Source organism: Streptomyces sp. NBC_00178, from assembly GCF_036206005.1.
Classification (GTDB): Bacteria; Actinomycetota; Actinomycetes; order Streptomycetales; family Streptomycetaceae; genus Streptomyces.
In genome coordinates, this window is the sequence record NZ_CP108143.1 from 254658 (window position 1) to 278199 (window position 23542).

At 71.9% G+C, this 23542-nt stretch carries 22 protein-coding genes; 17 read left to right on the top strand and 5 right to left on the bottom strand.

From position 1 onward, the window contains the following. The first annotated feature begins 174 nt into the window (after positions 1 to 174). Positions 175 to 567 carry a TOBE domain-containing protein gene (locus OHT61_RS00985; RefSeq protein ID WP_329034120.1) on the top strand — a complete coding sequence of 131 codons (393 nt, stop codon included), beginning with the start codon at positions 175 to 177 and terminating at the stop codon, positions 565 to 567. A 131-nt stretch (positions 568 to 698) separates the two neighbouring features. Here OHT61_RS00985 and OHT61_RS00990 read toward each other — a convergent pair whose 3' ends face one another. Then, positions 699 to 1139, bottom strand: a complete 441-nt coding sequence (locus OHT61_RS00990) for a molybdopterin-dependent oxidoreductase (protein WP_329043041.1) — start codon at positions 1137 to 1139, stop codon at positions 699 to 701. A 459-nt stretch (positions 1140 to 1598) separates the two neighbouring features. Between OHT61_RS00990 and modA the strand changes: the two genes are divergently transcribed. From modA to OHT61_RS01005, 3 genes are all read left to right on the top strand, one after another. Further along, the gene (gene modA / locus OHT61_RS00995; RefSeq protein WP_329043042.1) at positions 1599 to 2381 is read left to right on the top strand and encodes a molybdate ABC transporter substrate-binding protein; all 783 of its coding nucleotides are present in this window, start codon (positions 1599 to 1601) and stop codon (positions 2379 to 2381) included. After that, complete coding sequence (modB, locus tag OHT61_RS01000) at positions 2378 to 3256, top strand: molybdate ABC transporter permease subunit (protein ID WP_329034123.1); 879 nt, start codon at positions 2378 to 2380, stop codon at positions 3254 to 3256. Before modA ends, modB begins: the two co-directional genes overlap by 4 nt. A 61-nt stretch (positions 3257 to 3317) precedes the next feature. Further along, entirely contained in the window at positions 3318 to 4412 is a 1095-nt protein-coding gene (locus OHT61_RS01005) for an ABC transporter ATP-binding protein (protein ID WP_329034125.1), read from the top strand. A gap of 47 nt (positions 4413 to 4459) precedes the next feature. Here the strand turns inward: OHT61_RS01005 and OHT61_RS01010 are convergent, their stop codons facing one another. Next, positions 4460 to 5410: an EamA family transporter gene (locus OHT61_RS01010; RefSeq protein ID WP_329034127.1), complete on the bottom strand. Its 951-nt coding sequence runs from the start codon at positions 5408 to 5410 to the stop codon at positions 4460 to 4462. Between the two features lie 69 nt (positions 5411 to 5479). On the opposite strand from OHT61_RS01010, the gene OHT61_RS01015 reads away from it, so the two are divergent. The 5 genes from OHT61_RS01015 (at position 5480) to OHT61_RS01035 (ending at position 13142) form a co-directional block, all read left to right on the top strand. Then, a complete protein-coding gene (locus OHT61_RS01015) occupies positions 5480 to 6355 on the top strand; it encodes a LysR family transcriptional regulator (protein ID WP_329034128.1) in 876 nt (291 codons plus the stop codon). 149 nt (positions 6356 to 6504) lie between these two features. After that, on the top strand, positions 6505 to 7332 hold the full coding sequence (locus OHT61_RS01020; RefSeq protein ID WP_329034130.1) for a siderophore-interacting protein: 828 nt from the start codon (positions 6505 to 6507) through the stop codon (positions 7330 to 7332). Positions 7333 to 7732: 400 nt separating this feature from the next. Continuing rightward, positions 7733 to 10324, top strand: coding sequence for a rifamycin-inactivating phosphotransferase (rph, locus tag OHT61_RS01025; protein ID WP_329034131.1), 2592 nt, complete (start codon positions 7733 to 7735; stop codon positions 10322 to 10324). Positions 10325 to 10501: 177 nt separating this feature from the next. Next, positions 10502 to 10762 carry a hypothetical protein gene (locus OHT61_RS01030; protein WP_329034132.1) on the top strand — a complete coding sequence of 87 codons (261 nt, stop codon included), beginning with the start codon at positions 10502 to 10504 and terminating at the stop codon, positions 10760 to 10762. Positions 10763 to 11081: 319 nt separating this feature from the next. Beyond that, on the top strand, positions 11082 to 13142 hold the full coding sequence (locus OHT61_RS01035) for a phosphocholine-specific phospholipase C (RefSeq protein ID WP_329034134.1): 2061 nt from the start codon (positions 11082 to 11084) through the stop codon (positions 13140 to 13142). A 567-nt stretch (positions 13143 to 13709) separates the two neighbouring features. Here the strand turns inward: OHT61_RS01035 and OHT61_RS01040 are convergent. Beyond that, a complete protein-coding gene (locus OHT61_RS01040) occupies positions 13710 to 14600 on the bottom strand; it encodes a class I SAM-dependent methyltransferase (protein ID WP_329034136.1) in 891 nt (296 codons plus the stop codon). Positions 14601 to 14953: 353 nt separating this feature from the next. On the opposite strand from OHT61_RS01040, the gene OHT61_RS01045 reads away from it, so the two are divergent. The 4 genes from OHT61_RS01045 (at position 14954) to OHT61_RS01060 (ending at position 17865) form a co-directional block, all read left to right on the top strand. Next, the gene (locus OHT61_RS01045) at positions 14954 to 15130 is read left to right on the top strand and encodes a hypothetical protein (RefSeq protein ID WP_329034138.1); all 177 of its coding nucleotides are present in this window, start codon (positions 14954 to 14956) and stop codon (positions 15128 to 15130) included. Positions 15131 to 15419: 289 nt separating this feature from the next. Continuing rightward, positions 15420 to 15752: a BatC protein gene (locus OHT61_RS01050; RefSeq protein ID WP_329034139.1), complete on the top strand. Its 333-nt coding sequence runs from the start codon at positions 15420 to 15422 to the stop codon at positions 15750 to 15752. A 65-nt stretch (positions 15753 to 15817) separates the two neighbouring features. Beyond that, entirely contained in the window at positions 15818 to 16954 is a 1137-nt protein-coding gene (locus OHT61_RS01055) for a cupin domain-containing protein (protein ID WP_443049597.1), read from the top strand. 5 nt (positions 16955 to 16959) lie between these two features. Then, on the top strand, positions 16960 to 17865 hold the full coding sequence (locus OHT61_RS01060) for a sucrase ferredoxin (RefSeq protein WP_443049598.1): 906 nt from the start codon (positions 16960 to 16962) through the stop codon (positions 17863 to 17865). Here OHT61_RS01060 and OHT61_RS01065 read toward each other — a convergent pair. Continuing rightward, positions 17835 to 18020 carry a hypothetical protein gene (locus OHT61_RS01065; protein WP_329034143.1) on the bottom strand — a complete coding sequence of 62 codons (186 nt, stop codon included), beginning with the start codon at positions 18018 to 18020 and terminating at the stop codon, positions 17835 to 17837. The two genes, OHT61_RS01060 and OHT61_RS01065, sit on opposite strands and share 31 nt — an antisense overlap. Positions 18021 to 18770: 750 nt before the next feature. On the opposite strand from OHT61_RS01065, the gene OHT61_RS01070 reads away from it, so the two are divergent. Beyond that, complete coding sequence (locus tag OHT61_RS01070; RefSeq protein WP_329034145.1) at positions 18771 to 19535, top strand: SDR family NAD(P)-dependent oxidoreductase; 765 nt, start codon at positions 18771 to 18773, stop codon at positions 19533 to 19535. A 154-nt stretch (positions 19536 to 19689) separates the two neighbouring features. Here the strand turns inward: OHT61_RS01070 and OHT61_RS01075 are convergent, their stop codons facing one another. Then, positions 19690 to 20628: a LysR family transcriptional regulator gene (locus OHT61_RS01075; protein ID WP_329034147.1), complete on the bottom strand. Its 939-nt coding sequence runs from the start codon at positions 20626 to 20628 to the stop codon at positions 19690 to 19692. A gap of 133 nt (positions 20629 to 20761) precedes the next feature. Between OHT61_RS01075 and OHT61_RS01080 the strand changes: the two genes are divergently transcribed. The 3 genes from OHT61_RS01080 to OHT61_RS01090 all read left to right on the top strand — a co-directional run bounded on the left by OHT61_RS01080 (position 20762) and on the right by OHT61_RS01090 (position 23353). Next, positions 20762 to 22009, top strand: coding sequence for an MFS transporter (locus OHT61_RS01080; protein WP_329034148.1), 1248 nt, complete (start codon positions 20762 to 20764; stop codon positions 22007 to 22009). Between the two features lie 44 nt (positions 22010 to 22053). Then, a complete protein-coding gene (locus tag OHT61_RS01085; protein ID WP_329034150.1) occupies positions 22054 to 22590 on the top strand; it encodes an NUDIX hydrolase family protein in 537 nt (178 codons plus the stop codon). A 100-nt stretch (positions 22591 to 22690) separates the two neighbouring features. Beyond that, positions 22691 to 23353 carry a DedA family protein gene (locus OHT61_RS01090; protein ID WP_329034152.1) on the top strand — a complete coding sequence of 221 codons (663 nt, stop codon included), beginning with the start codon at positions 22691 to 22693 and terminating at the stop codon, positions 23351 to 23353. The last annotated feature ends 189 nt before the right edge of the window (positions 23354 to 23542 follow it).

The window sequence follows — 23542 nt, forward strand, 5'->3', positions numbered from 1 at the left end:
CACCGAACGGATCACGCGGGACGGCGACGTCACGCGAGCGCATCCGGCACCGGCGCACCGAAGTCGACGCGCCCTGTAGACACGGGCAGCTATTGGCTCTCGACCTCGCATTTGCCCATACAGATGAGCGTTTTAGCTTGCATATGCGCGCCCAAGGGTCCTAGTTTTGAGGCCATGCAGCTCTACACGATTGGCCAGGCGGCTCGACTGCTGGGCGTCAGTCCGGACACGGCCCGGCGCTGGGCGGACGCGGGCAGGGTGGCGACCCATCGTGACGAAGGCGGGCGCCGCCTCATCGAGGGAAAGGACCTCGCGGCCTTCTCGGTGGAGATCGCCGGCACGAGCGAGAGCGAGGAAGTCCCGTACACCTCGGTCCGCAACGCCTTTCCCGGCATCGTCACCGCCGTGAAGCTGGGAGACGTGGCGGCGCAGGTGGAGATCCAGGCGGGGCCTCATCGTCTGGTGTCGCTGCTCACGCGTGAGGCCGTGGAGGAGCTCGCCCTGGAGGTCGGGGTGGAGGCGACCGCCCGCGTGAAGTCGACCAGCGTGCACATCGACCGTTCCTGAACGGACACTCCGTCGGCTCCGCACTCGCGCGGGTGACGGAAGCACTGTCCCCACCCGCCCTGTCTCCGCCTGCGCAGCCGCCCGCACCACGCCGTGACCGCGCCGCGGCGCGGTCACGGCGCGCGCCCGCCTCAGGCAGCCGACCGGTATCCGCCGTCCACGCGGATACCGGTGATTCCGCTGACGTGCCTGGCGCCGCAGCGGTCCTGCGGCAGCACGAGCTGGGGACCGGCCCGGTCCAGAGGCGTCTCGTCGATGCTCACCGCGAGCAGGACGGGCGCCCTTCCGAAATCCGGGTCGATCTCCGCCCAGGAGAGCAGCACATGGTGTCCGTCCGCTCCCGACAACACGATCAGGAAGCGCAGGCGGTCCTTACGCCGGCCAGGGTCGAAGGCCGGACCCGCGTCGGCCAGGACGTCGTGCAGGAGAGGCCCCGCGAACCGGTGGTGCCGGGCGCCGCTGGTGGCACATTCGAAGCGCACCCGCGTCTGATGCTGCGGCCAGGCGAGCAGGTCCGCCACCGTCAGCCGGGCGGGGCGTGCGACATCACCGCTCAGGGCGAGTTCCGCCATGGGACCGGCTGCTGTGACGGACGGATTCACGGGCGACCACCTCCGGGAATGACGTACCCGGACAGCAGGACCGTATAAACGCACATGCCTACCTCTTCCGCACTCAGTCCAGCTCATGCAATGTGACAAGAGACTTACACCTTGAATCTGCGGCAGTATGATCAGCGCACGCCAACGAACCGGACCGGGGGTGGAGGGCTTGACCGGGTACCTCGTCCGCGCGGCCTCGGACCCTGCCCTCGGCAGGAGACCGGCCCGCCGGACAGGGCGGCAGTCCTCCGTCGGCCGGGCATCGTCCCGGCGGGCGGTCCCGGCGTCGCCGTGGCCGAGCCGGGCGGCCTGGCCGCCGAGAGAGGGGGAAGGACCCGCCGGGCCCTTCCCGGACATGCAGACGGACTCTTCCGAAGAGTCAGAGGGAGTGGACCCGTGACGACCCGTTCAGCACAGCGGACCCTGCGGATGGCCGGAGCAGGCGTGGCCGCGCTGCTGGCCCTGAGCGCCTGTTCCTCCTCCGGCGACGCGTCGCCGACGTCGGATCCTTCGGCGGCGAGCGCGTCGGAGAAGGTGTCGGGCACCGTGACCGTGTTCGCCGCGGCTTCCCTCAAGGAGAGCTTCACGACCCTGGGCGAGGACTTCGAGAAGGCGCACCCCGGCACGAAGGTCACCTTCAGCTTCGGCGGCAGCGACTCTCTCGCGGCGAGCATCACGGGGGGCGCCCCCACGGACGTCTTCGCCGCCGCCAGCCCCAAGACGATGGCGATCGTCACCGACGCGGGTGACGTGACCGGCACCCCCGCGACCTTCGTGCGCAACCAACTGGAGATCGCCACCCTCCCCGGCAATCCCGACGGGATCGAGTCCCTCAAGGACCTCACCGATCCGAAGCTCAAGGTCGTCCTCTGCGACAGGACGGTGCCGTGCGGAGCAGCCGCGCAGAAGGCCCTCGACGGTGCCGGGCTGAAACTCACCCCGGTCTCCTACGAACAGGACGTCAAGAGCGCCCTGACGAAGGTCGAGCTGAAGGAGGCCGACGCCGCCGTCGTGTACAAGACCGACGTGAGGGCAGCGGGTGACAAGGTGGAGGGTGTGGAATTCCCCGAGTCCGCCGACGCCGTCAACGACTACCCGATCGCCCTGCTCAAGGACGCGCCCAACGCCGCGGCCGCCAAGGCGTTCATCGGGTACGTGCAGTCCGCCGAAGGGCAGAAGGTTCTGACCTCGGCGGGATTCCTCGAGCCGTGACCGGGACGGACGAGCCGGGTGCCACGGTCGGCGCCGCCGCGGGTGGCGGCGCCCGCGGCGGCGGGTCGCGGCGGCGCGACCGGCCGGCCGGGGGCCGCCGCGGGGTGCCTCTCGCGCTGCTGCTGCCCGCACTCGTCGGCCTCGTGTTCCTCCTGCTGCCGCTGGCGGCCCTCCTCGTACGGGCACCCTGGCGCAGCCTGCCCGAGCAGCTGACCAGCCCGGAGGTCTGGGACGCCCTCCGGTTGTCGCTGATCTGTGCGAGCGCCGCGACGGCAGTGAGCGTGGTGCTGGGGGTGCCGCTGGCATGGCTGCTGGCACGGACGGACTTTCCGGGGCGGGGCTTCGTACGCGCCCTCGTGACGCTGCCTCTGGTCCTGCCCCCGGTGGTGGGCGGTGTCGCCCTTCTGCTGGCACTCGGCCGCAACGGCATCGTGGGGCAGTGGCTGGACTCGTGGTTCGGGGTCACCCTTCCCTTCACCACCGCCGGCGTCGTGGTCGCGGAGTCGTTCGTGGCGCTGCCGTTCCTCGTCATCAGCGTCGAGGGCACGCTGCGCGCGGCGGACCCCCGCTTCGAAGAGGCTGCCATGACACTCGGCGCCTCCCGGTTCACGGCGTTCAGACGGGTCACGCTGCCGCTGATCATGCCTGGCGTCGCCGCAGGTTCCGTCCTCGCGTGGGCTCGCGCACTCGGCGAGTTCGGGGCCACCATCACCTTCGCGGGCAACTTCCCGGGCCGTACGCAGACCATGCCACTGGCCGTCTACCTCGCGCTCCAGAGCGATCCCGCCGCGGCCATCGCGCTGAGCCTGGTCCTGCTCGCCGTCTCCATCGCGGTCCTGGCCGGGCTGCGCGACCGGTGGATGACCGCGACATGACCCGCCTCACCCACTCCCCCGCGGTCCGCACCGGACCGCCCGACAGCTGGACGGCCTCCTCATGACACACACGGGCCGGGAGTCCGGCCGTACCCGCCGCGCCGGGCACGGCGGTTCGGAGGGACTGGACGCCCACCTCGTCCTGGACCGCGGCACCTTCCGCCTCGACATGGCGCTGGCCGTCGCCCCGGGGGAAGTCGTCGCGCTCCTCGGGCCGAACGGCGCGGGAAAGACCACCGCTCTGCGTGCCCTGGCGGGCCTCACCCCGCTCACCGGAGGTCACCTGCGCCTGGACGGTGTCGCTTTGGACGGGACACCGCCCGAGCGGCGTCCGGTGGGGGTGGTCTTCCAGGACTATCTGCTGTTCCCCCACCTGACGGCCTTGGACAACGTCGCGTTCGGGCCCCGGTGCCGGGGCGCGTCCAAGTCGGAGGCCCGCGCGCAGGCCGCCCCGTTGCTGGAGCGGATGGGGCTCGCCGAGTACGCGGGTTCCAAGCCGCGTCTGCTCTCCGGTGGTCAGGCCCAGCGCGTCGCCCTCGCCCGTGCCCTGGCGACGCGTCCCCGGCTGCTCCTCCTGGACGAACCGCTGGCCGCGCTCGACGCCCGTACACGCCTCGGCGTGCGTTCCCGGCTGCGGCAGCACCTGGCGGACTTCGAGGCCGTCGCCGTCCTGGTCACGCACGATCCCCTGGACGCCATGGTGCTGGCCGACCGGCTCGTCGTGATCGAGCACGGGCACGTCGTCCAGGAGGGAACCCCTTCGGACATCGCCCGTCATCCGCGTACGGACTACATCGCCCAACTCGTCGGACTGAACCTCTACAAGGGGCAGGCCGACGGACATCGCGTACGGCTCGACTCGGGGACGGAGATCATCACCACCGAAGACCTCGCCGGCCCCGCCTTCGTCGCCTTCTCCCCGGGCGCGGTCACGCTGTACCGGGAACGGCCCACCGGTTCGAGCGCCCGCAACCTGTGGCACTGCGAGGTCGCGGGTCTGGAGACGCACGGCGATCAGATCCGTGCGGACCTCACGGGCGGTCTGCCCCTCGCCGCGGACCTGACGACCGTCGCCGCGGCCGAACTCGACCTGCATCCGGGCGCCCCGGTCTGGGCCGCGGTCAAAGCCGCGCAGACCCACGCCTATCCCGCCTGACGCGGCCGCCGGTGGGCGGGAGGCGCCGCCGTGGCGACAACCGCGGTTCACGCATCCGCCGGGGCGGCCGCACCGCCGGGGACACGGCGGTGCGCGAGGGAGACGACCACGGCGTCGGCCGTGACGATCACCGCGACGGCGAGCCACGAGGCTGCGTCGAGGTGCTGGCCCAGCACGGCAAGGCCGATCAGCGCGGCCAGAACGGGATTGACGCTCATGAAGACGCCGAAGAGGTGCGGCGGAACCCGGCGCAGGGCCAGCAGGTCGGATGCGAACGGCACGACGGAGGAGAGGACCCCGGCTGCCAGCGCGCAGCCCAGCGACGCCGCCGTCGGGGGGTGCTGCCAGAGCGCCCACCCGCCCACGGGCAGATAGAGCACACCGGAGACGAGCGCCGCGGCTGCCGGCCCCTCCATGCCGGGCAGCCGGGCACCGACGACGCGGTTGCACAGGATGTAGCAGGCCCAGCAGGCCGCTGCCAGCAGTGCGAGGGAGATGCCGAGGTAGTCCGTGGACGGGGTGGGCCTCGCGAGTACCGCGACCGCGACCGCCGCGGCCGAGGCGGCCCACAGGTCCGTCCGGCGGCGGGAGCCGGCGAGTGCCACGGTCAGCGGACCGAGGAACTCCAGCGTGACCGCCAGCCCGAGACCGATCCGGCCGATCGCCGTGTACAGCGACAGGTTCATCGCGGCGAACACGACGGCCAGCGCGAGCACCGGACGCCACTGCGCGGCCGTGAACCCCCGCAGCCGCGGCCGGGCCGTCGCGCCGAGCACCGCTGCCGCCACCCACTGACGCACCGCCACGACACCGGCCGGTCCGAGCACCGGGAAGGCCAGGGCCGCGACGGCCGCCCCGCTCTGGTTGGACAGCCCGCTGCCCAGCATCAGCCCGATCCCGCTCCAGCGCCCACCTCGCCGGGCGGACCCGGGCGTGGGCGCGGCTCGCGCAGCGGTGGGTGTCGTGGCGATGCCCGGCGGAGCGGAGGGGGAGGTCATGCACCCCACGATGTGGCGGGGGCCCGCATGCGCAAAATGCAATCGACGCTCCGTCTATACGCTGGACGCATGGATGCCACGCGGCGAACGGCCGGGACAGCGCTCGAACTGAGACATCTGCGGTGCCTGGTCGCCATCGTCGACACGGGCAGCCTCACCGACGCCGCTCATGAACTGGGCGTCTCCCAGGCCGCGGTGTCGCGCACCCTGGCCGCCCTGGAGGGCGTGCTCGGCGTGCGGCTGCTGCACCGCACCAGCCGAGACGTCGCGCCGACCACCGTCGGCGTGCGGGTCCTGGCCCGTGCACGGTCCCTGCTCACGGGCGCGGACGAACTCGTCCGCGAGGCCACCGTCGGGCACACCCGCCTCCACATCGGTCACGCCTGGTCCGCCTTCGGGCGACACACCACCGAGTTCCAGCGCCGCTGGCACGAACAGCACCCCGAGACCGAACTGCGCCTGGTCCGCCACAACAGTCCGACCGGCGGCCTCGCGGAAGGACGTTGCGACCTCGCCGTCGTCCGCGCTCCGCTCGACCTCCGCGCCTGGTCCCACGCGCTGATCGGTTACGAGACGCGCTACGTCGCCATGGCCTCCGACGACCCCTGGTCCCGTCGTCGCGGCATCCGTCTCGATGAGGTCTTCGGCCGCACTCTGGCGATCGACCGCCGCACCGGGACCACGACGCTCGACCTGTGGCCCGAACCCGGCCGGCCCACGGTCGAGTACACCCAGGACATCGACGACTGGCTCAGCGCCGTCGCGACCGGCAGATGCGTGGGCCTCACGCCCGAGTCGACCGCCGCCCAGTACCGTCGCGACGGCATCGCCTACCGGCCGCTGCGGGACGCCGGTCCGGTACCCGTGCACCTCATCTGGCGGGCTCGCGACGCCCACCCGGCCACCCACACCGTCATCGCGCTCGCCGCCGACCTCTACCGGTAGACGGGCGGCGCACGGCACGGCGACTTCGCGGGGGTCCGACGCTCGCGGCGCCGGCACACGCCGGACAGATCGCGAGGGGGTCGGGCGGTGGAGACGCGTCGGGCACACGGGGGGTGGGGGTGAGAGTTAGCTTAGGCTAACCTTCACTTGTGTCGAAGACCCCCAGGCTCATGCCCAAGCACCCCGGTCTGTTCCGCGGCGAGGTGGTGCGGACCACGCGCTACTCGCCGTCGATGCAGCGCGTGACGATCACCGGCAGCAATCTCGGCGACTTCCCGTGGCGGGGATACGACCACTGGTTCCGCCTGTTCCTGCGCCTGCCGCACCAGGCCGACTTCGTGCTTCCGGAACTCACCGGCCAGCGGTGGTGGGACCCCTACTTCGCCATCCCCGAGGCCGTGCGGCCGCACTGCGCCAACTACACCGTCGCCGGCTTCCGCCCCCGGGAGGCCGAGATGGACGTCGACTTCGTGGTCCACTGCGGACCGGAGGGTGAGCCGGAGGGCGCGGCGGCGATCTGGGCCTGCGGGACCAGCCCGGGCGACCCGGTCGCCCTGCTGGACCAGGGACTCATATTCGACCGCCCCGAGGACGCCACCGAGGTCCTCGTGGTCGCCGACGAGAGCGGCCTGCCCTCGACCGCGGGCATCCTGCGCTCCCTCCCGCGGGACACCGTGGGGCGGGTCATCCAGGAGATCCCGCTCGACGCCGACCGGCGTCCTCTCGCCGCTCCTGACGGCGTCTCGGTGACCTGGGTGGTCCGGAACGACGCGACGGCGGTGCCGGGCGCGGCGGCCCTCGCGGAGCTCTGCCGCCACGACACGGTCGACCGGGCTGGCTACGCGTTCGTCGTCGGCGAGTCGACGCTCGCCACCGAGGGCCGGCGCCACCTCGTCCGCGCGGGCCTTCCCAAGGACCGCATCACGTTCTCCGGTTTCTGGAAGAGCGAGAAGAAGGAGAAGCTCGTACGCGTGTGACGTGCGGGGAGAACCGCCGGGCCCTCGGACGTGACCACGGGGCCCGGCCGACGGATGCGGAGAGCTGACGGGGCGGCAGCGTCGCGCGGGCAGGGCACATGACGAAGGCAAGGAGTCTCCCACTCCTTGCCTTTTCCAAGTTATAGCGCAGAGGGGGGCTTGCGGCAAGGCCCCCGGGACGGCGCAGAATGACCGGCCGAGGCCACCACCTGCGGAAATGGGAGCACGAAGTGCGCGTGTTGTTGTCGGCGTCCGGAAAGCGCTGTGCTGAGCGACCACGGGGAGGGCTGTCGGAGGACGGAGCACGCCCGGGGACGGGTCCGACGAATCGGGAGGGGTCGGTGGTTCGATCGGCGTGCACGGGGCGACCGGGCATGACGGACACTTCGGGGGTATCGGAATGACCGGACAGTACGTGATGGATCTTCGCGAGGCCGACGCGACACGGCTCACCGCGGTCGGCGGGAAGGCGGCGCACCTGGGCGAGCTGTCGTCGATCGACGGCATCCGGGTACCGGCCGGCTTCTGCGTGACGACGTACGCCTTCCGCCGGGTCCTCGCGCAGGCGCCGACGATCGACGACCGGCTCGACGAGCTGTCGCGCGTGGACCCGGAGGACGGTACGGCGATCCGCCTGCTCAGCGCGGAGATTCGGCGGATCGTCGAGGGGACCCCGGTCCCGGGCGAGATCGTCGCCGCGGTCACCGGCGCGCTCGCACCCTTCGGCGATGAGACCGCCTACGCCGTGCGGTCCAGTGCGACGGCGGAGGACCTGCCGACGGCCTCCTTCGCCGGCCAGCAGGACACCTACCTCAACGTCGTGGGCCGCTCGGCGGTCCTTCAGCACGTCAGCCGGTGCTGGGCCTCGCTCTTCACCGAGCGGGCCGTGGTCTACCGCCGGCGGAACGGGATCGACCACCGCGCGGTGGAGATGGCCGTGGTCGTGCAGCGGATGGTCTTCCCGGAGGCGGCAGGCGTCATGTTCACGGCCGATCCCGTGACGGGCAACCGCAAGGTGGCCACCGTGGATGCCGGCTTCGGTCTCGGCGAGGCCCTGGTCTCCGGCCTGGTGAACCCGGACGTCTTCAGGATCAGGGAGGGCGAAGTCGTCGGAAGGACGGTGGCAGCCAAACAGCGTGCCGTCGTCGCCGTGCCCGGTGGCGGGACGAAGGAGGTGACGGTCGCCCCGGAACGGCAGGGGCAGCCGGCTCTGACGGACGCACAGGCGGTACGGCTCGTGGAGCTCGGGCGCCGCGTCGAACGGCACTTCGCCCGCCCGCAGGACATCGAGTGGTGCCTGAGCGACGGCGGCTTCCAGATCGTGCAGAGCCGCCCGATCACCACGCTGTTCCCCGTCCCCCGCGCCGATGACCGGGGAAATCACGTCTACGTGTCCGTCGGTCATCAGCAGATGATGACCGACCCCATGAAACGGCTGGGGTCCTCGATGTGGGCACTGACGGCCATGGTGCCGATGCACGAGGCCGGCGGGAGGCTGTTCGTCGACGTCACGCGGCGCCTGGCCTCACCGGCGAGCCGGGCCGGGCTTCTGGAGATCATGGGGAAGGGGGACCCCCTGATCAGGGACGCCCTGGAGACGGTGCTCGAGGACGACGCCTTCATCCCATCGCTGCCGGACACGGCCCCCGGCGGGGCTCCGGCGGGCGCCCCGCCGATCGAGACCGATCCGGAGATCGTCACCGAGCTGATCGAGCGCGGCCGGGCGTCGACCGCGGCGCTGAAGCGCGACATCCGGGCCAGGACGGGACCGGCCCTGTTCGACTTCCTGCTCGAAGCCTTCGAGGAGCACAAGCGGGTCCTCAGCGATCCTTTGAGCATCCAGGTGATCCTGGCGGGGATGGAGGCCACCTGGTGGCTCAACGACAACCTGCGGGAATGGCTGGGTGAGAAGAACGCCGCTGACACCCTCACGCTGTCCGCCCCCGGCAACGTGACCTCGGAGATGGGACTGGCGCTCCTCGACGTCGCGGACGCGATCCGTCCGCACCCGGAGGTGGTGGACTTCCTGCGGGGCGCCGACGACGCAGACCTGCTGGACGGGCTGGACGGACTCGCGGGCGGGAGGGAGGCGCGCGAGGCCATCGAGGGCTTTCTCGAGCGGTACGGCATGCGCTGCGCCGGCGAGATCGACATCACGAGGCCGCGTTGGGCCGAACGCCCCGGCACGCTCGTGCCGGCGATCCTCGACAACGTCAGGAACTTCGGGCCGGGAGCCGCCGCGAAGCGCTTCGAGCAGGGGCGCGATGCGGCCCTGGAGAAGGAACATGACGTGCTGTCACGTGTGCGGGACCTGCCCGACGGCGCACGCCTGGCCGAGGAGACCAAGCGGATGATCGACCGCGTCCGTACGTTCATCGGGTATCGGGAGTACCCCAAGTACAACATCGTCAGCCGCTACTCCGTCTACAAGCAGGCTCTGCTGGAAGAGGCCGGGCGCCTGGAGCGGGCCGGTGTCCTCAGGGAGAAGGAGGACGTCTTCCATCTCACCTTCGAGGAGTTCGGCGAGGTCGCGCGGTCGGGGCGGGTGGACGAGCAGCTCATCCAGCGGCGCAGGGAGGCATTCCGGTCGTACCGGGCACTCACCCCGCCGCGGGTGCTCACCTCGGACGGCGAAGCCGTCAACGGGGCCTACCGGCGCCACGACGCACCTGCCGGAGCCCTGATCGGCCTGCCGGTGTCCACCGGGACCGTCGAGGGGAGGGCCCGCGTCGTCCTCGACATGGCGGACGCCGATCTGGAGCCGGGCGACATCCTCGTGACGACTTTCACGGATCCGAGCTGGTCGGCGCTGTTCGTCGGAATCGCGGGTCTGGTCACGGAGGTGGGCGGCCTGATGACCCACGGGGCGGTGATCGCCCGTGAGTACGGCTTGCCGGCCGTCGTGGGCGTGGAGCACGCCACCCGGCTGATCCGCGACGGACAGCGCATCCGCGTGGACGGGACCGACGGACACGTCGAGATCCTGCGGTGACGGCACGGCCGGAAGGGGCCGGCCGGGGCGTCCGCCCGTCGGTGACCCGGCTGCCGGACACGACCCCGGACACGGCTCGCCTCCGGGCACCCGCTCGTGCGGCGGCGGCGACGACGCACGCGGACGCCGGCCCGGCGGCGTGCGTGTCCTACGGGAGCACGCCGCGTTGTACCGATCATGAACGTATGCCGAGCCCTCACCCTTGCCGCAGCCGGTTCCTTCCTGCTGGCGGCCGCCCCCACCGCCCAGGCCGACGGTCTGGCTCCGGCCCTGACCGATACCGCGCTGACCGCTAGCAGCATCGGGCAGGAGACCGGCACGGCCGCCCACGGAGTGGCGGAGCGGACCGGAGTCGCGGACAACGCCTCGACCGTCACGGGCCTCGTGGAGGCGGGGGTCGAGGCGGTGAGCGCGCGCGACCGGTCCGTCGACGGCTGATCCGGGGACTCCCCCGCGACGGTTGCCGGTGCGCCGGCGCCGGCGTGCCCTGCGCGAACCGTCCCGCGGTGGTGGGATCCCGCCACCGCCCGACTCGCGCATCACCGGCACCTGTTGCACGGGCAGATCGTGCACGTACCCTCCCACGAGCCGCAGGCGTGGGAGGGTACGTGCCGTTCGTGTGCAGGCAGGTGCCGCTGGAGGGCTACGTTCTCCAGGTGTACGGCCGGGTGTCACGGACCCGCCCCCGCCCGGTACCCCGGGACCGCTGTCCTTGGGGCGCCCCTGACACCCCCCATCACACCAGAGGTCGTCACCCATGACAGAGCTCGACCGCCGCAGGTTCCTGCAGATCGCGGGAGGCACGGCTGCCTTCGCGATGCTGAACGAGAGCATCGCGAAGGCGGCCGCCATTCCGGCGCAGGGAGGCACCGGCACGATCCAGGACATCGAGCACGTGGTCGTCCTGATGCAGGAGAACCGTTCCTTCGACCACTACTTCGGTGCGATGAAGGGCGTACGAGGCTTCGGGGACCCCCGGCCCGTGCTCCAGGACAACGGCGCGTCGGTCTTCCACCAGTCCGACGGGACGAAGGAGGTCCTCCCCTTCAACCCGAAGGTGGCCGACCTCGGGATGCAGTTCCTCGAAGGCCTGAACCACGACTGGGCCGGTGGCCACCAGGCGTACAACAACGGCAAGTACGACAAGTGGATTCCGGCCAAGACGGCGACCACCATGTCGTACATGACGCGGAACGACATACCGTTCCACTACGCACTCGCCGACGCCTTCACCGTGTGCGACGCCTACCACTGCTCCATGATCGGAGCGACCGACCCCAACCGGTACTACCTCTGGTCCGGTCACACCGGCAACGACGGCACGGGCGGCGGCCCCGTCCTGGGCAATCAGGAGGCGGGCTACAGCTGGAAGACCTACCCCGAGCGGCTCGAGGCGGCGGGGGTCTCCTGGAAGGTCTACCAGGACATCGGCGACGGCCTGGACGCAGCCGGGTCCTGGGGCTGGATCAACGACGCCTTCCGAGGCAACTACGGTGACAACTCCCTGCTGTACTTCGACAACTACCGAAACGCCAAGCCCGGCAGCGCCCTGTACGAGAAGGCCCGCACGGGCACCGACGTCAAGGCGGGCGGCACCTACTTCGACCGGCTGCGGGCGGACGTCGTCAACGGCACGCTCCCGAAGGTCTCCTGGATCGCCGCCCCCGAAGCGTTCAGCGAACACGCCAACTGGCCCACGAATTTCGGCGCTTGGTACATCTCACAGGTCCTGGACGCCCTGACGGCCAACCCGGCGGTGTGGGCGAGGACCGCCCTGTTCATCACCTACGACGAGAACGACGGCCTCTTCGATCACGTCGTCCCGCCCTACCCACCGTCGTCCTCCGCGTGGGGCCTGTCCACGGTGGACGTGTCGAAGGACCTCTACCCGGGCGGCGGGGGGTACGGGGCCGGACCCTACGGGCTCGGCCCGCGCGTACCCATGATCGTGGTCTCGCCCTACAGCAAGGGCGGTTACGTCTGCTCCGAGACCTTCGACCACACCTCGGTGATCCGCTTCATGGAGAAGCGCTTCGGGGTGCAGGAGCCCAACATCTCGCCGTGGCGCAGGGCGGTCTGCGGGGATCTGACCTCGGCCTTCGACTTCGCCCGCCCGGACACGGCACCCGCGGCGCTGCCCTCCACGGCGGGATACCTCCCGCCGGACAGGAACCGTCACCCCTCCTACCACCCGACCCCGCCCGGGACGGGCACCCTGCCGAAGCAGGAGGCGGGCTCGAAGCCGACCCGCGCCCTCGGCTACCACCCGTACGTGGACGGCAAGGCCACCGTGTCCACCGGCAAGTTCACCCTGACCTTCTGCGGTGGCCCGAGCCTCGGCGCGCACTTCCACAGCACCTCGGGCAACCGTACGGACGGCCCCTGGCCCTACACCGTCGAGGCGGGAAAGACCCTCTCGGACACCTGGAGCACCAGCAGCGCCACCGGCAACCGGATAGACCTCACGGTCTGGGGCCCCAACGGTTTCCTCCGCACCTGGAAGGGCCCGGCAAAGAAGTCAGGTCCCGAGGTCACCGCTCGCCACGTCCCGGGCGGGGGCAACCTGGCGCTCAGCATGACGAACTCGGGCCCCGCCGCGGTCAACCTGACCGTGACCAACGCCTACGGCGGCGCGGCTCAGACGTTCAAGGTCAACCCCGGCGCGACCGTGTCCCACACGGTCGACCTGCGTGCGACGGCCCGGTGGTACGACGTGAAAGTCGTCTCCGACGCCGACGGCACCTACCTGCGCCGCTTCGCCGGTCATGTGGAGACCGGGGCACCTGGCGTCTCGGACCCGGCGATCAGGACGTCCTGACGCCTCACGCGGCGTCGGCGGTGGTCGTCGGCCGCTCCGGGACCGACCGGTCCGATGGACGTGGACGGCGTACGGGTACGACGCTCTCGTCCTTGCCGAGGAGGGCTGGAGGCGGAGTCCGGTACCTGCCCCAGGACAGGTACCGGACTCCGCGCCCCGGCCGGCCCGTCCCCCCACGGGCCGGACCGGCCGGGGAGCATCGATGAGGCCCACTCGCGGTCGGAGATGCCGACGGTCCGCACCGCCACTCGCGAAGCGGTCCGGGCGAACCCCCGGGAAGCCGGGTGGGGCGGCCCGCCCCGCAACGGGGGAAGGGGGCGGAGCCGCCGTGGCCGCCGCACCCGCAGCCCGGGGACGAACATCGTCCTCACTGCCGGAAGCGGAGGGGTGAGCCGTCGCCGCCCAGCGCCGGACTGGGCGGCAACAGCCCCCGGGCGCCTCGCCCTTCGCCGATGGCGAGTGCGGGACGCCTCCGATCAGAACACGTGGGAAGCGGCCCTCAGGGTTCACATCTTCTTCGCCGGGCTCTCACGTGGCCCACGCCGGTCCGCCCCAGGTGACAGCCGATCACCGTGTCGGCGCGCCCCCGGCCGGGTCGGGCGTCCTGCACCAGGCGGTGACGGCGGTCGGCATGATCACCGTCGCGGGCTCCTCGGTGAGCTCCTCGCGCACACGGTGGAGCAGCGTGTCGACGTCACCGATCGTTCGTTCGCGCTCCTCTGCCCCGGAGTTGCCGGGGAGGGCCATCCGGGACAGCGCCCGGTAGGTCTGCACGACGAGCGGGAGCACGGTGGCGTCCTCCACTCCGCCCATCGGTGTCGTCGCGGAAAGCCCCACCGGAGGTAGGCCGGCCCGGTGGAAGACCGAGTAGAGGCGCGCCCCCGCGCCCAGACTGGTTCCGCCCACCGTGAGGGCTTCGGCGATGGCCTCGAGCACGGCGCCCGCCAACGGGGTCGGCGGTTCGACGCGCAGGGGGAAGTTGTCGAAGTCCTGGAAGAGGATGAGCCCGCCCGGACGCACGAGTCCGGACAGGAGGCGCAGCGCGGCGACGGGGTCGGGGAGATGACCCAGCACCAGGCGACCGATCACCGCGTCCACCGGTTCTTCGAGGGTGATGTCCGGCAGGGTCATCCGCTCGAAGCGGAGGCTCCCGAGCGCCCCCGGCCGGCTCCGCCTGCGCGCCGCGGCGCGTGAACGTGCGACCTCCAGCACGTCCGCAGCCGCGTCGACCCCCGTCACCGCGCCCGTGGGACCGACGATCCCGGCCGCCAGGAACGACACGTCCCCGGCGCCGCATCCGACGTCGAGGACACGCATCCCGGGGCGGATCCCCGCCTGACGCAGCACCTGCTCCGTGATCGGATCGTAGAGGCGGGCCTGCAGGACGAGCCGGTCGGTCTCCGTGGGTGAGTGACTCAGCAGGTAGTCCGAGGAGGGCTGTTCGAGGGCGCGTGACATAGGGCGTTCTCCCGGGACAAGAGCATCGGATCGGCGGGCCCGTGCCGGGTGCGTGCGCAGCGGCCCAGATTGCTTGTTAGGTAAAGTAAATTACGGTGGTCGGGGTGTCAAAGGCGTACATCGGGGGTGCGTCGCACGACGACCGCGACAGACGGGGAACCCGCGCCCGAGGGACGCCGGACGGACACGCCGCCCCCTTCCCGCGTCTCGCGCAACCGGCCCGTCCCGCGCGCGCGGCGTTGCCCCTGGGAGGTCGATTCACTCAAGTCCCAGGACGCCCAACGGATTTACTCTCTGCACGGCGCAACCACGCGCCCCGTTCGGATGTCTGACCGGGTGCCCTGGCGTCCGCCATGGACCTGCCGGCAAGCGCGCTCCGCCCCGGCCCCGCCGGTGACGGGCCGGGCGCCGCGATGACGCTCACCCTGGGTGGCGACCACCAGGGTGCGGGTGAACCACTGGTAGACCCCGCGGGGCCGCCGACCGACCTCCGTCAGGCGACGGCCGGCAAGGCCGAGTGCGTCGGCTGAGAAGGCCGCCGAGGAGACGGCACGTCCGGCCGTCCGGCCACGCGCGACGGCGCATCCTGTCGGCGCCGGGACGATGACGCGGCCGGTCACTCCAATGGCCCAAAGGAGCTCTTGCCCGCACAGGGGCCGAACTGCGCGACGCACATGTCCGCGGCAGGACTTCCCGAATCGATGCATCCGCCGGGCGGCAGTACGCTGACCAAGGCGACGTCCTGACGATGTCGCACTCCCACACGCTTTCTGTCACCAAGGGAATTCGGCTGCAACCTTTCCATTCACTGGAGGAAGCATGACCAACCCCGAACAGGATCCGAACCAGCAAGAGGGCCCGGCGGACGGCGGAGCGGCGGGCACACCCGGCGTCCACGACGGCGGAGCCGACGGAGGCGCCGAAGGCCCCGCGGACGGCGGAGCAGCCGGCACACCCGGCGTCCACGACGGCGGAGCCGACGGAGGCGCCGAAGGCCCCGCGGACGGCGGAGCAGCCGGCACACCCGGCGTCCACGACGGCGGAGCCGACGGAGGCGCCGAAGGCCCCGCGGACGGCGGAGCAGCCGGCACACCCGGCGTCCACGACGGCGGAGCCGACGGAGGCGCCGAGGAGTCCGGCAGCCGGTCTTGAGTGCGCCCCGGAGAGGTGCCGGGGGCGCGGCCGACCCGGCGGACACCGCCGCGTCGGTCTCGCGTCTGACCGGCCTCGGTCCGCGCGAGTTCGCCCGGGACGTGTGGGGCCGTGCGGCGTTCCTGGCCCGCGGCGCCGGCGACTTCTCCGACCTGTTCTCCGCCGACGCGGTGGATGAGCTGGTGTCACGCCGTGGGCTGCGCACGCCGTTCATCCGTGTCGCCAAGGACGGCGCGACCCTTCCCGAGTCCTCGTACACGTCTTCGGCGGGTGTCGGGGCCGGGATCGGCGATCAGGTGGACGACACCGCGCTGTGGCGTGCGTTCGCCGACGGCGCCACTCTGGTGCTGCAGGCGTTGCAGCGCACCTGGGCGCCGGTCGCGGACTTCGGCGCCGGGCTCGGCTCGGAACTGGGGCATCCGGTGCAGGTCAACGCTTACGTCACTCCGCCGCAGAGCCGTGGCTTCGACGACCACTTCGACGTCCACGACGTCTTCGTGGTGCAGATCGCGGGCACCAAGCGCTGGGTCGTCCACCGGCCCGTGCATATCGATCCCCTCCGCGACCAGCCCTGGACGGCGTTCCGGTCCGCGGTGGCCGAGGCCGCGGACGGCGAGGCACACACCGACGCGGTGCTGGAGCCGGGCGACGTTCTCTATCTGCCGCGAGGCTGGCTGCACGCCGCCCGGGCGCAGGGCGAGATCTCGATCCACCTGACGCTCGGAGTCCACACCTGGACACGTCACGCGCTGGCCGAACAGCTCGTTCGGGCCGCGCTCGACGCACTGCGGGACGATCCCGACATGCGCGCGTCCCTGCCGCTGGGCGTGGACGGGCCGGACGACGAGATCGGGATCGTCAGGAAGAGGCTCCTGGCCGCGGTCGCCGACGCGGACGCCGCGCCCGGTTTCCAGCTGGCCCGGCGGCGGCAGGCACGTCCGGCGCCGCTGGGTCCGCTGGCTCAGCTGCGGGCGGTGGACCGTCTCGGCCCCGCTTCACGCGTCCGGCTCCGCGAGGCGCTGGAAGCGCGGCTGGACGGCGTACGGCTGTTCACCCGCGTGGGATGGCTCGACTTCCCGCCGGCGGACCTGCCCTCCGTCGAGCGGCTGCTGGACGGCGCCGCCCACCTCGCGGGTGATCTCGGCGTCGACCTCGTCGGGAGACTGCTGCACGCGGGTGTGGTCGTACCCGCCGGGCGGTGAAGGCGGTGCCGGCCCCCGAGCGCTTCTTCTGCTCGGACGCGGCCCGCGTGCGAGGTGACTCGATCATGGGCACGGCGCCGCACGGGACGGTCTGGGTCCTCGTCGAGTACCGCGGCGGCTGGCCGGCCAACGGCTTCGACGGTCTCGACATCGAGCCGGCCACGAAAGCGCTCGTGTTCTCCGCCGCCCAGGCGGTCAGGGCCCGGGTGCTGCTGGTCAGACGCCATGGACGGCTCGGCCGGGAACAGGAACAACCGCCCCGGTGGGCGGTCCTGCACTTCGACGGCCTCGGCGCGTACCGCCAGCGGTGGGGGACGTGGCGCCGTGACGAGGACCTGGCCGGGATCGCCACCGCCCTCGGCGGCCCCGGCGTACTGGGCCGCCCTCCCGTGGTCCTCGTCTGCACCCACGGCAGGCACGACACCTGCTGCGCGGTGCGCGGACGCCCCGTGAGTCGCGCCCTCAGCGAGCGCTGGCCCGATCTGGTGTGGGAGTGCACGCACGTCGGCGGTGACAGGTTCGCCGCGAACGTCGTCATCGCGCCCGACGGCGTCTACTTCGGCGATCTCGACGCCCACTCCGCGGTCACCGCCGTCCGGGAGTATCTGGCCGGCCTCGTCCGCGCGGAGCATCTGCGCGGGTACACGAACCTCTTCCCACCCCAGCAGGCGGCCGTGGCGGCCGTGCTCCGGCGCTTCGGTCCCGCCGGACGGCACGACTACACCGTCGCCGCGACCTCCCGCGTCGCTGACGACCACTGGCGGATCCGCGTCGACGGCCGCCTGCCGCACCTTTCCGGCCTCTGTGTCGATGTACGCACCTTCCGGACACCGCCACGGCAGTTGACCTGCAACGGGCCGTCCATGAGCCGCGCCGTCACCTACGAGGTCACATCCGTCCGGGCGCGGTGAACCGGCTCCCGCACCGTGGTCGCCGCGTAGCCGAGCTCGGCGATGGTGTCGAGGCCGCGTCGCAGGATCTCGCTCTCGTCCAGCCGGGCCGGGGCGTAAGTGCCACGCTTCCGTGGCCTCCGCGGCTGCGAGGCCACCGGGGTTCCGTCCGTCACTCCGTCACCACCTCACGCATCGAGCGCCCGCTGTGACATCGGTCATTCACATGCGTCCCTCGCCCGCCCTTCCAGCCCATGACGCCTCCTCGCGCTGCTGCCGGACCAAGCCCTTTCCGGCCCCGCGCGCCGGGCCTGCGGGGCACTCGCCGGAGTCCCGCGACCCTTCCGCGACCGGCAAGTCTTCCATGCCTCCCAGCCCTGCGAGCGAGGCCCCGGTACACAGGAGGGGAATCGCTTGACGGCTGTCAAGCAGAGGGACATGCTTGCTTAGTCAAGTAAATGCCGGTTCGCGAGATGCCGGCCCGCACATCGGAGGTGCCCATGTACGGCGCGAGGGACAGTGAAGCCATGACGACGCGCGTCCGGGAACCCGGAGCTCACCCGCTCCACAGGGGCGATACGACCGGCACAGCCAGAGGTGCCGAGGTGTTACTCACGGGGACGGTGCTCGGGATGACCGCGTCCGGCCGCACGGCCGGGTACAGCGGCACCCTCATCGACCACGTGATCCACGGCCGGTCCCCGTCGAGCACCGATCCGACGGCACCCATGACGGGTTCCCGGGCGAAGCGGACACCACGCCGCCGCCCCGAACCGTCACACCAGTACGGAGCAGGACTGCGCCGAGGCCGACCGGGCCCCCGACGCAGCAACGGGCCGAGGCGGAGCCATTCCGCGCATCCCCGGCTCACACAGGCACAGGGGGCCTCGAAGCCCCAGGACGATTCACGAAACCGGAGCAGGACCATGGGAACACTTGACGGAAAGAACGTGCTCATCACCGGCACCAGCGGCGGCATGGGGCGCGTCGCGGCACTGATCTTCGCCAGAGAGGGCGCCAGGATCATCGGTACCGACATCGAGGCGGAGGCCAACGCCGAGACGGCAGACCTCGTGCGTCGCGCCGGCGGGGAGATGACGAGCCTCGCGCCGGTCGACCTCACCGACCCGGAGCAGGTGCGCCTCATGGCCGAGGACGCGGTCGACGCGTACGGCGGCCTCGACGTCGTCTACAACAACGCGGCCATGCAGCGCTTCGGCCCGATGCCGGACTTCTCCGTCGAGGACTGGCGGGCGACGGAGGCCGGCGAACTCGACATCCCCTTCTTCGTGTCCAAGTACACCTGGTCCCACCTCGTCCGGCGCGGTGGCGGAGTGATCATCAACGTAGCGTCGGAGGCCGGGCTGATCGCGGGCTCCACTCCCCCGATGGTCGCCCACACCGCGGCCAACGCGGGCGTCATCGGAATGACGCGGCAGCTCGCACTGGAGGGCGCACCCCACGGGATCCGGGCCGTGGCCATCAGCCCGGGGCCCGTTCTGACTCCGGCGAGCGACCGGGACCTCGGCGACGACCAGACCATGAGGGACGCCATCACCAGCAAGGTCCTCCTCAAGCGCTTCGCGCGGCCCGAGGAGATCGTCGAACTCGCCGCGTTCCTCGCCTCCGACCGGGCGTCCTTCATCACCGGCGCCAACTACCCCGTCGACGGCGGAGCGAGCGCCTGGTAGGGCGTCCTGGCTCATCGCACGGGGCACGCCGCGCGCGGGCGTGCCCACGTCCCTCCGCTCTCCCCGCCCGGTGCGGTCGGCGTCCGGGTGGCCACGGCCGCGGGCGCCGCCGGGAGCGGACCGGCCCGCCGTGTACGGCGTACGAGGATGGGGCTCAGCGGGGAAGGGCCCAGCCCGGCGTCCAGGTGTCCGCCGCACCGTGGCCGGCAGTGGCGGAGTCGGCGAGGTGGGCGCGGAGCGAGCTGAGCGCCGGGTGCGGGCTGTCCCGGTGCCAGAGGAGCGAATGCGGGTAGACCGGTGTCGGGGAGGTCACCGGGATACGGCGCAGGCCGTGGCCCGACGGCCAGACGAGGCGGGTCTGTCCGCCCATGAAGGTGGCCAGGGCCGGGGTGTCGGCGATGGTGTCCAGGAGCGCGTCGGAACCGAAGTTGGGGCCCGTCGCCTCGATGGTGAGGCCGAACTCGGCGACGAGATCGTCGTAGTAGGCGGCCCACTCGGTGCCCGGGACGATGCCGGGCATCCAGATACGGTGCCCCGCGAGCTGGGCGACGGTGACCGACCGGGCGCCGGCCAGCGCGTGGGCGGGGCCGGTGAGGAGCTGGAGCGGTTCGTCCAGCACCCGGACGGACTCGACGTCCTCAGGGAGGGGCCGGCCCGGCACGGACACGGCACGGAAGGACGCGTCGATCGCGCCGGACCGGATCGCGGCCACGGCCGTCTCGATGTCGAACAGCATGACCACGTCGAGCTCGGTCTCGGGGTGCGCGCGGTGGAAGCCGCGCATCAGACCGGTCGCCGCACCGCGCGAGGCGATCACGTCGACGCGCAGCGGGCGTCGGCCGCTGCGTACGGACCCGACCGCACGCTCGGCGACGCGCGTCAGCTCCCGCGCGTGGGTCAGGAACGCCTGGCCGTCGATGGTGAGCTCGGCGCCCCGTGCCGTGCGGGTGAAGAGCCGTACACCGAGTGTCCGCTCCAGCGCGGCGATGCGTTTCGAGACGGCCTGCTGGGTGACCGCCAGCTCGGCGGCGGCTTCCTGGAACCGGCCCGCGTCGGCGACGGCGACGAAGGTCCGGACGGTCTCGAGGTCCATGCCCCCAGCGTAGGCGGACAACCAATGGTTGTGGCCGACGGCCCCGCGGTTGTTTGATCCGCAGGTGCGGCGCTCGCTTTGATGCTCTCCGACGGCGATTCGGTTGTACGGGTGGGTGGCGAGGGGCGTGGGCATGAAGAGCGGGTACCGGCTGGGGCGGCGGTTCGGCTGGCTCTGGGGCGCTTACGGGACCAGCGCGCTCGGCACCTGGCTGGCCTTCGGCGCGTTCCCGCTGATCGCCGTCCAGGTCCTGGACGCGGGTCCGGCCGAGGTCGCCGCACTCGCCTCCGTGAGCTCCCTGGTGGGCGCCGCCGCGGCGGTGCCGCTCGGGCCCTGGGTGGAGTTCCGCCCCAAGCGGCCCGTGCTCATCACGATGGATCTGGTGCGCTTCGCAGTACTGCTGACGGTCCCTGCCGCGTTCGCGCTCGGCGTGCTCACCTTCGTACAACTCCTGCTGGTCTCCGTCACCGTCGCGGCGGCGGACATCACCTTCCGGGCCGCGTCCGGCGCGTACCTGAAGACGCTGCTGCCGGCCGAGCACCTCCTCGTCGCCAATGCCCGTCTGGAGTCGACCGCCTGGACGACCACGATGATCGGGCCGCCGCTGGGCGGCGTCGCCGTGGGCCTCCTCGGCCCGGTGGCGACGGTGGTGGCCGACGCGGCCAGTCACCTGCTCTCCGCCCTCGGCATTCGCGCGATGGGCGGCGGTGACGAGCCGCAGCCCGCGCGCAGCGGAACCACGCGGATGCGGCCGGGGGACGTCTTCGACGGCTGGCGCCACATCCGCGCCGACGTGGCGCTGCGTGCGCTGTTCCTCAACACCGCCCTGTTCAACGGTTTGGTGATGGCCACCCAGCCGCTGCTCGCCGTCCTGATGCTCGGTCCGCTCGGCTTCGCACCGTGGCAGTACGGCCCCGCGTTCGCCGCGCCGTCGATCGGCGGGCTGCTCGGTTCACGGCTGGCCCGCCCCCTCGTCACGCGCTTCGGGCAGCACCGCGTCCTCGTCGTCGCCGGCGCGTCCCGGGCGGTCTGGCCCGTCGGTCTGGTCTTCCTGGGACCCGGAACCGAGGGCCTCCTGCTGGTGGTCGGCGTCGAGTTCGCACTCATCTTCTGCTGCGGGGTCTTCAACCCCGTCTGCACCACGTACCGGCTCGATCGCACCGCGACGGACCGGGTCGCCCGCACCCTGACCGCCTGGGCGGCGACGTCCAAGGCCGCGGCCGCACTCCTGACGGCTCTCTGGGGCGTGCTGGGCGGCCTGTTCGGCTCCCGCACCGCCGTCGGCCTGGCCGGGGTTCTCCTGCTGGCGACCCCGTTCCTGCTCCCCCGTGCCGAGACGGCGTCGAGGGCGGCGGGCGAGGCCCCGGCCGGGTGTTCCTGAGCAGGACGGGCCCCCGGACGCGCCCCGGTACGTATGATCGGGCGATGTCTGACTTGACCGAGACCACGCCCGGCTGGCTCAGCACGGACGAACTGCACATGGCCCGCGCTCGCATGCCCGTCCTGTACGTCGAGGCCGTGCCCGTGCGAGTGGACGAGAGCGGAGAAGTGACGAGCATCGGGGTGCTCCTCCGGATCGGCTCCGACGGCACGATCAGCCGTAATCTCGTCTCCGGCCGCGTGATGCACCACGAGCGCGTCCGCGACGCACTCCTGCGTCACCTGGAGAAGGACCTGGGTCCGGTGGCCCTCCCCCATGTCCCGGCCTCTCTGCAGCCCTTCACGGTCGCGGAGTACTTCCCCACGGCGGGCATCACACCGTTCCACGATCCCCGCCAGCACGCGGTGTCCCTGGCGTACGTCGTCCCGGTCACCGGCGACTGCCGCCCCCGGCAGGACGCTCTGGACCTGGTGTGGCTCAGCCCGCAGGAGGCGGCGTCACCCGCCGTCCAGGGAGAGATGCCCGGCGGCCAGGGCGTCCTGCTGAAGCAGGCACTCGCCCACACGGGACACATGTACTGATCCTCCCGGACCGACGGGCGGGCACCTCCTGCCCGTCGGCTTCGCGGCCCGCTCCCCTTCTTCAGGGTGGCTTCAGGTTGGGGTCACTAGCGTGGTGCGCATGATCGACAGCGGCGCGACGCAGTGGGTGACGGACCTGATGGCCACCCTCGGGGCACCCGGGGCCGGACTGGCCATCGCATTGGAGAACATCTTCCCGCCGCTCCCCAGCGAGGTGATCCTCCCGCTGGCCGGGTTCACCGCGAGCACCGGCGGGATGAACCTCTACGCCGCTCTGGTGTGGACCACCGTCGGATCGGTCGTGGGCGCGCTCGCGCTCTACGGCATCGGCGCCGCGCTGGGCCGGGACCGGGTGGTCGCCGTGGCGGCCAGGATCCCGCTGGTGAAGGTCGCGGATCTCGAGAGGACGGAGGCGTGGTTCGAGCGCCACGGCACGAAGGCGGTCTTCTTCGGCCGGATGATCCCGGTGTTCCGCAGCCTGATCTCCGTGCCCGCGGGACTGGAACGCATGCGCCTGCCGGTCTTCCTCACGCTGACCACCCTCGGCAGCGCACTGTGGAACACCGTGTTCGTGCTGGCCGGCTTCTTCCTCGGCGAGCGATGGGAAGTGGTCTCCGGCTACGTGTCCACCTACTCCAAGGTGGTCCTCGCAGCAGCCGCCGTCGCACTCCTCGTCTTCATCGCGATCCGCGTGTTCCGCGGGTCCAAGGCAGGAGGTCCGGGCGGCCGGGCCGCCGAGGAGGCGCGGACCGACCGCACGTGAAGCGTGCTGCGGGGGGCCGCGGGACGGCTGTCGCCCCTTGTGGGCGACGTGTCGCGGGCCGCTGCCCGCAGGAGCAGCCCGTACGGAGGGCGGGCCGGGAGTCGGCCGAACCGACTCCGGGCCCGCCCGGTGCATCGTGGATCTCCAGGCGCCGACGTCGCCTGGACCCGTCCGTGGGAAGCCGGGCCG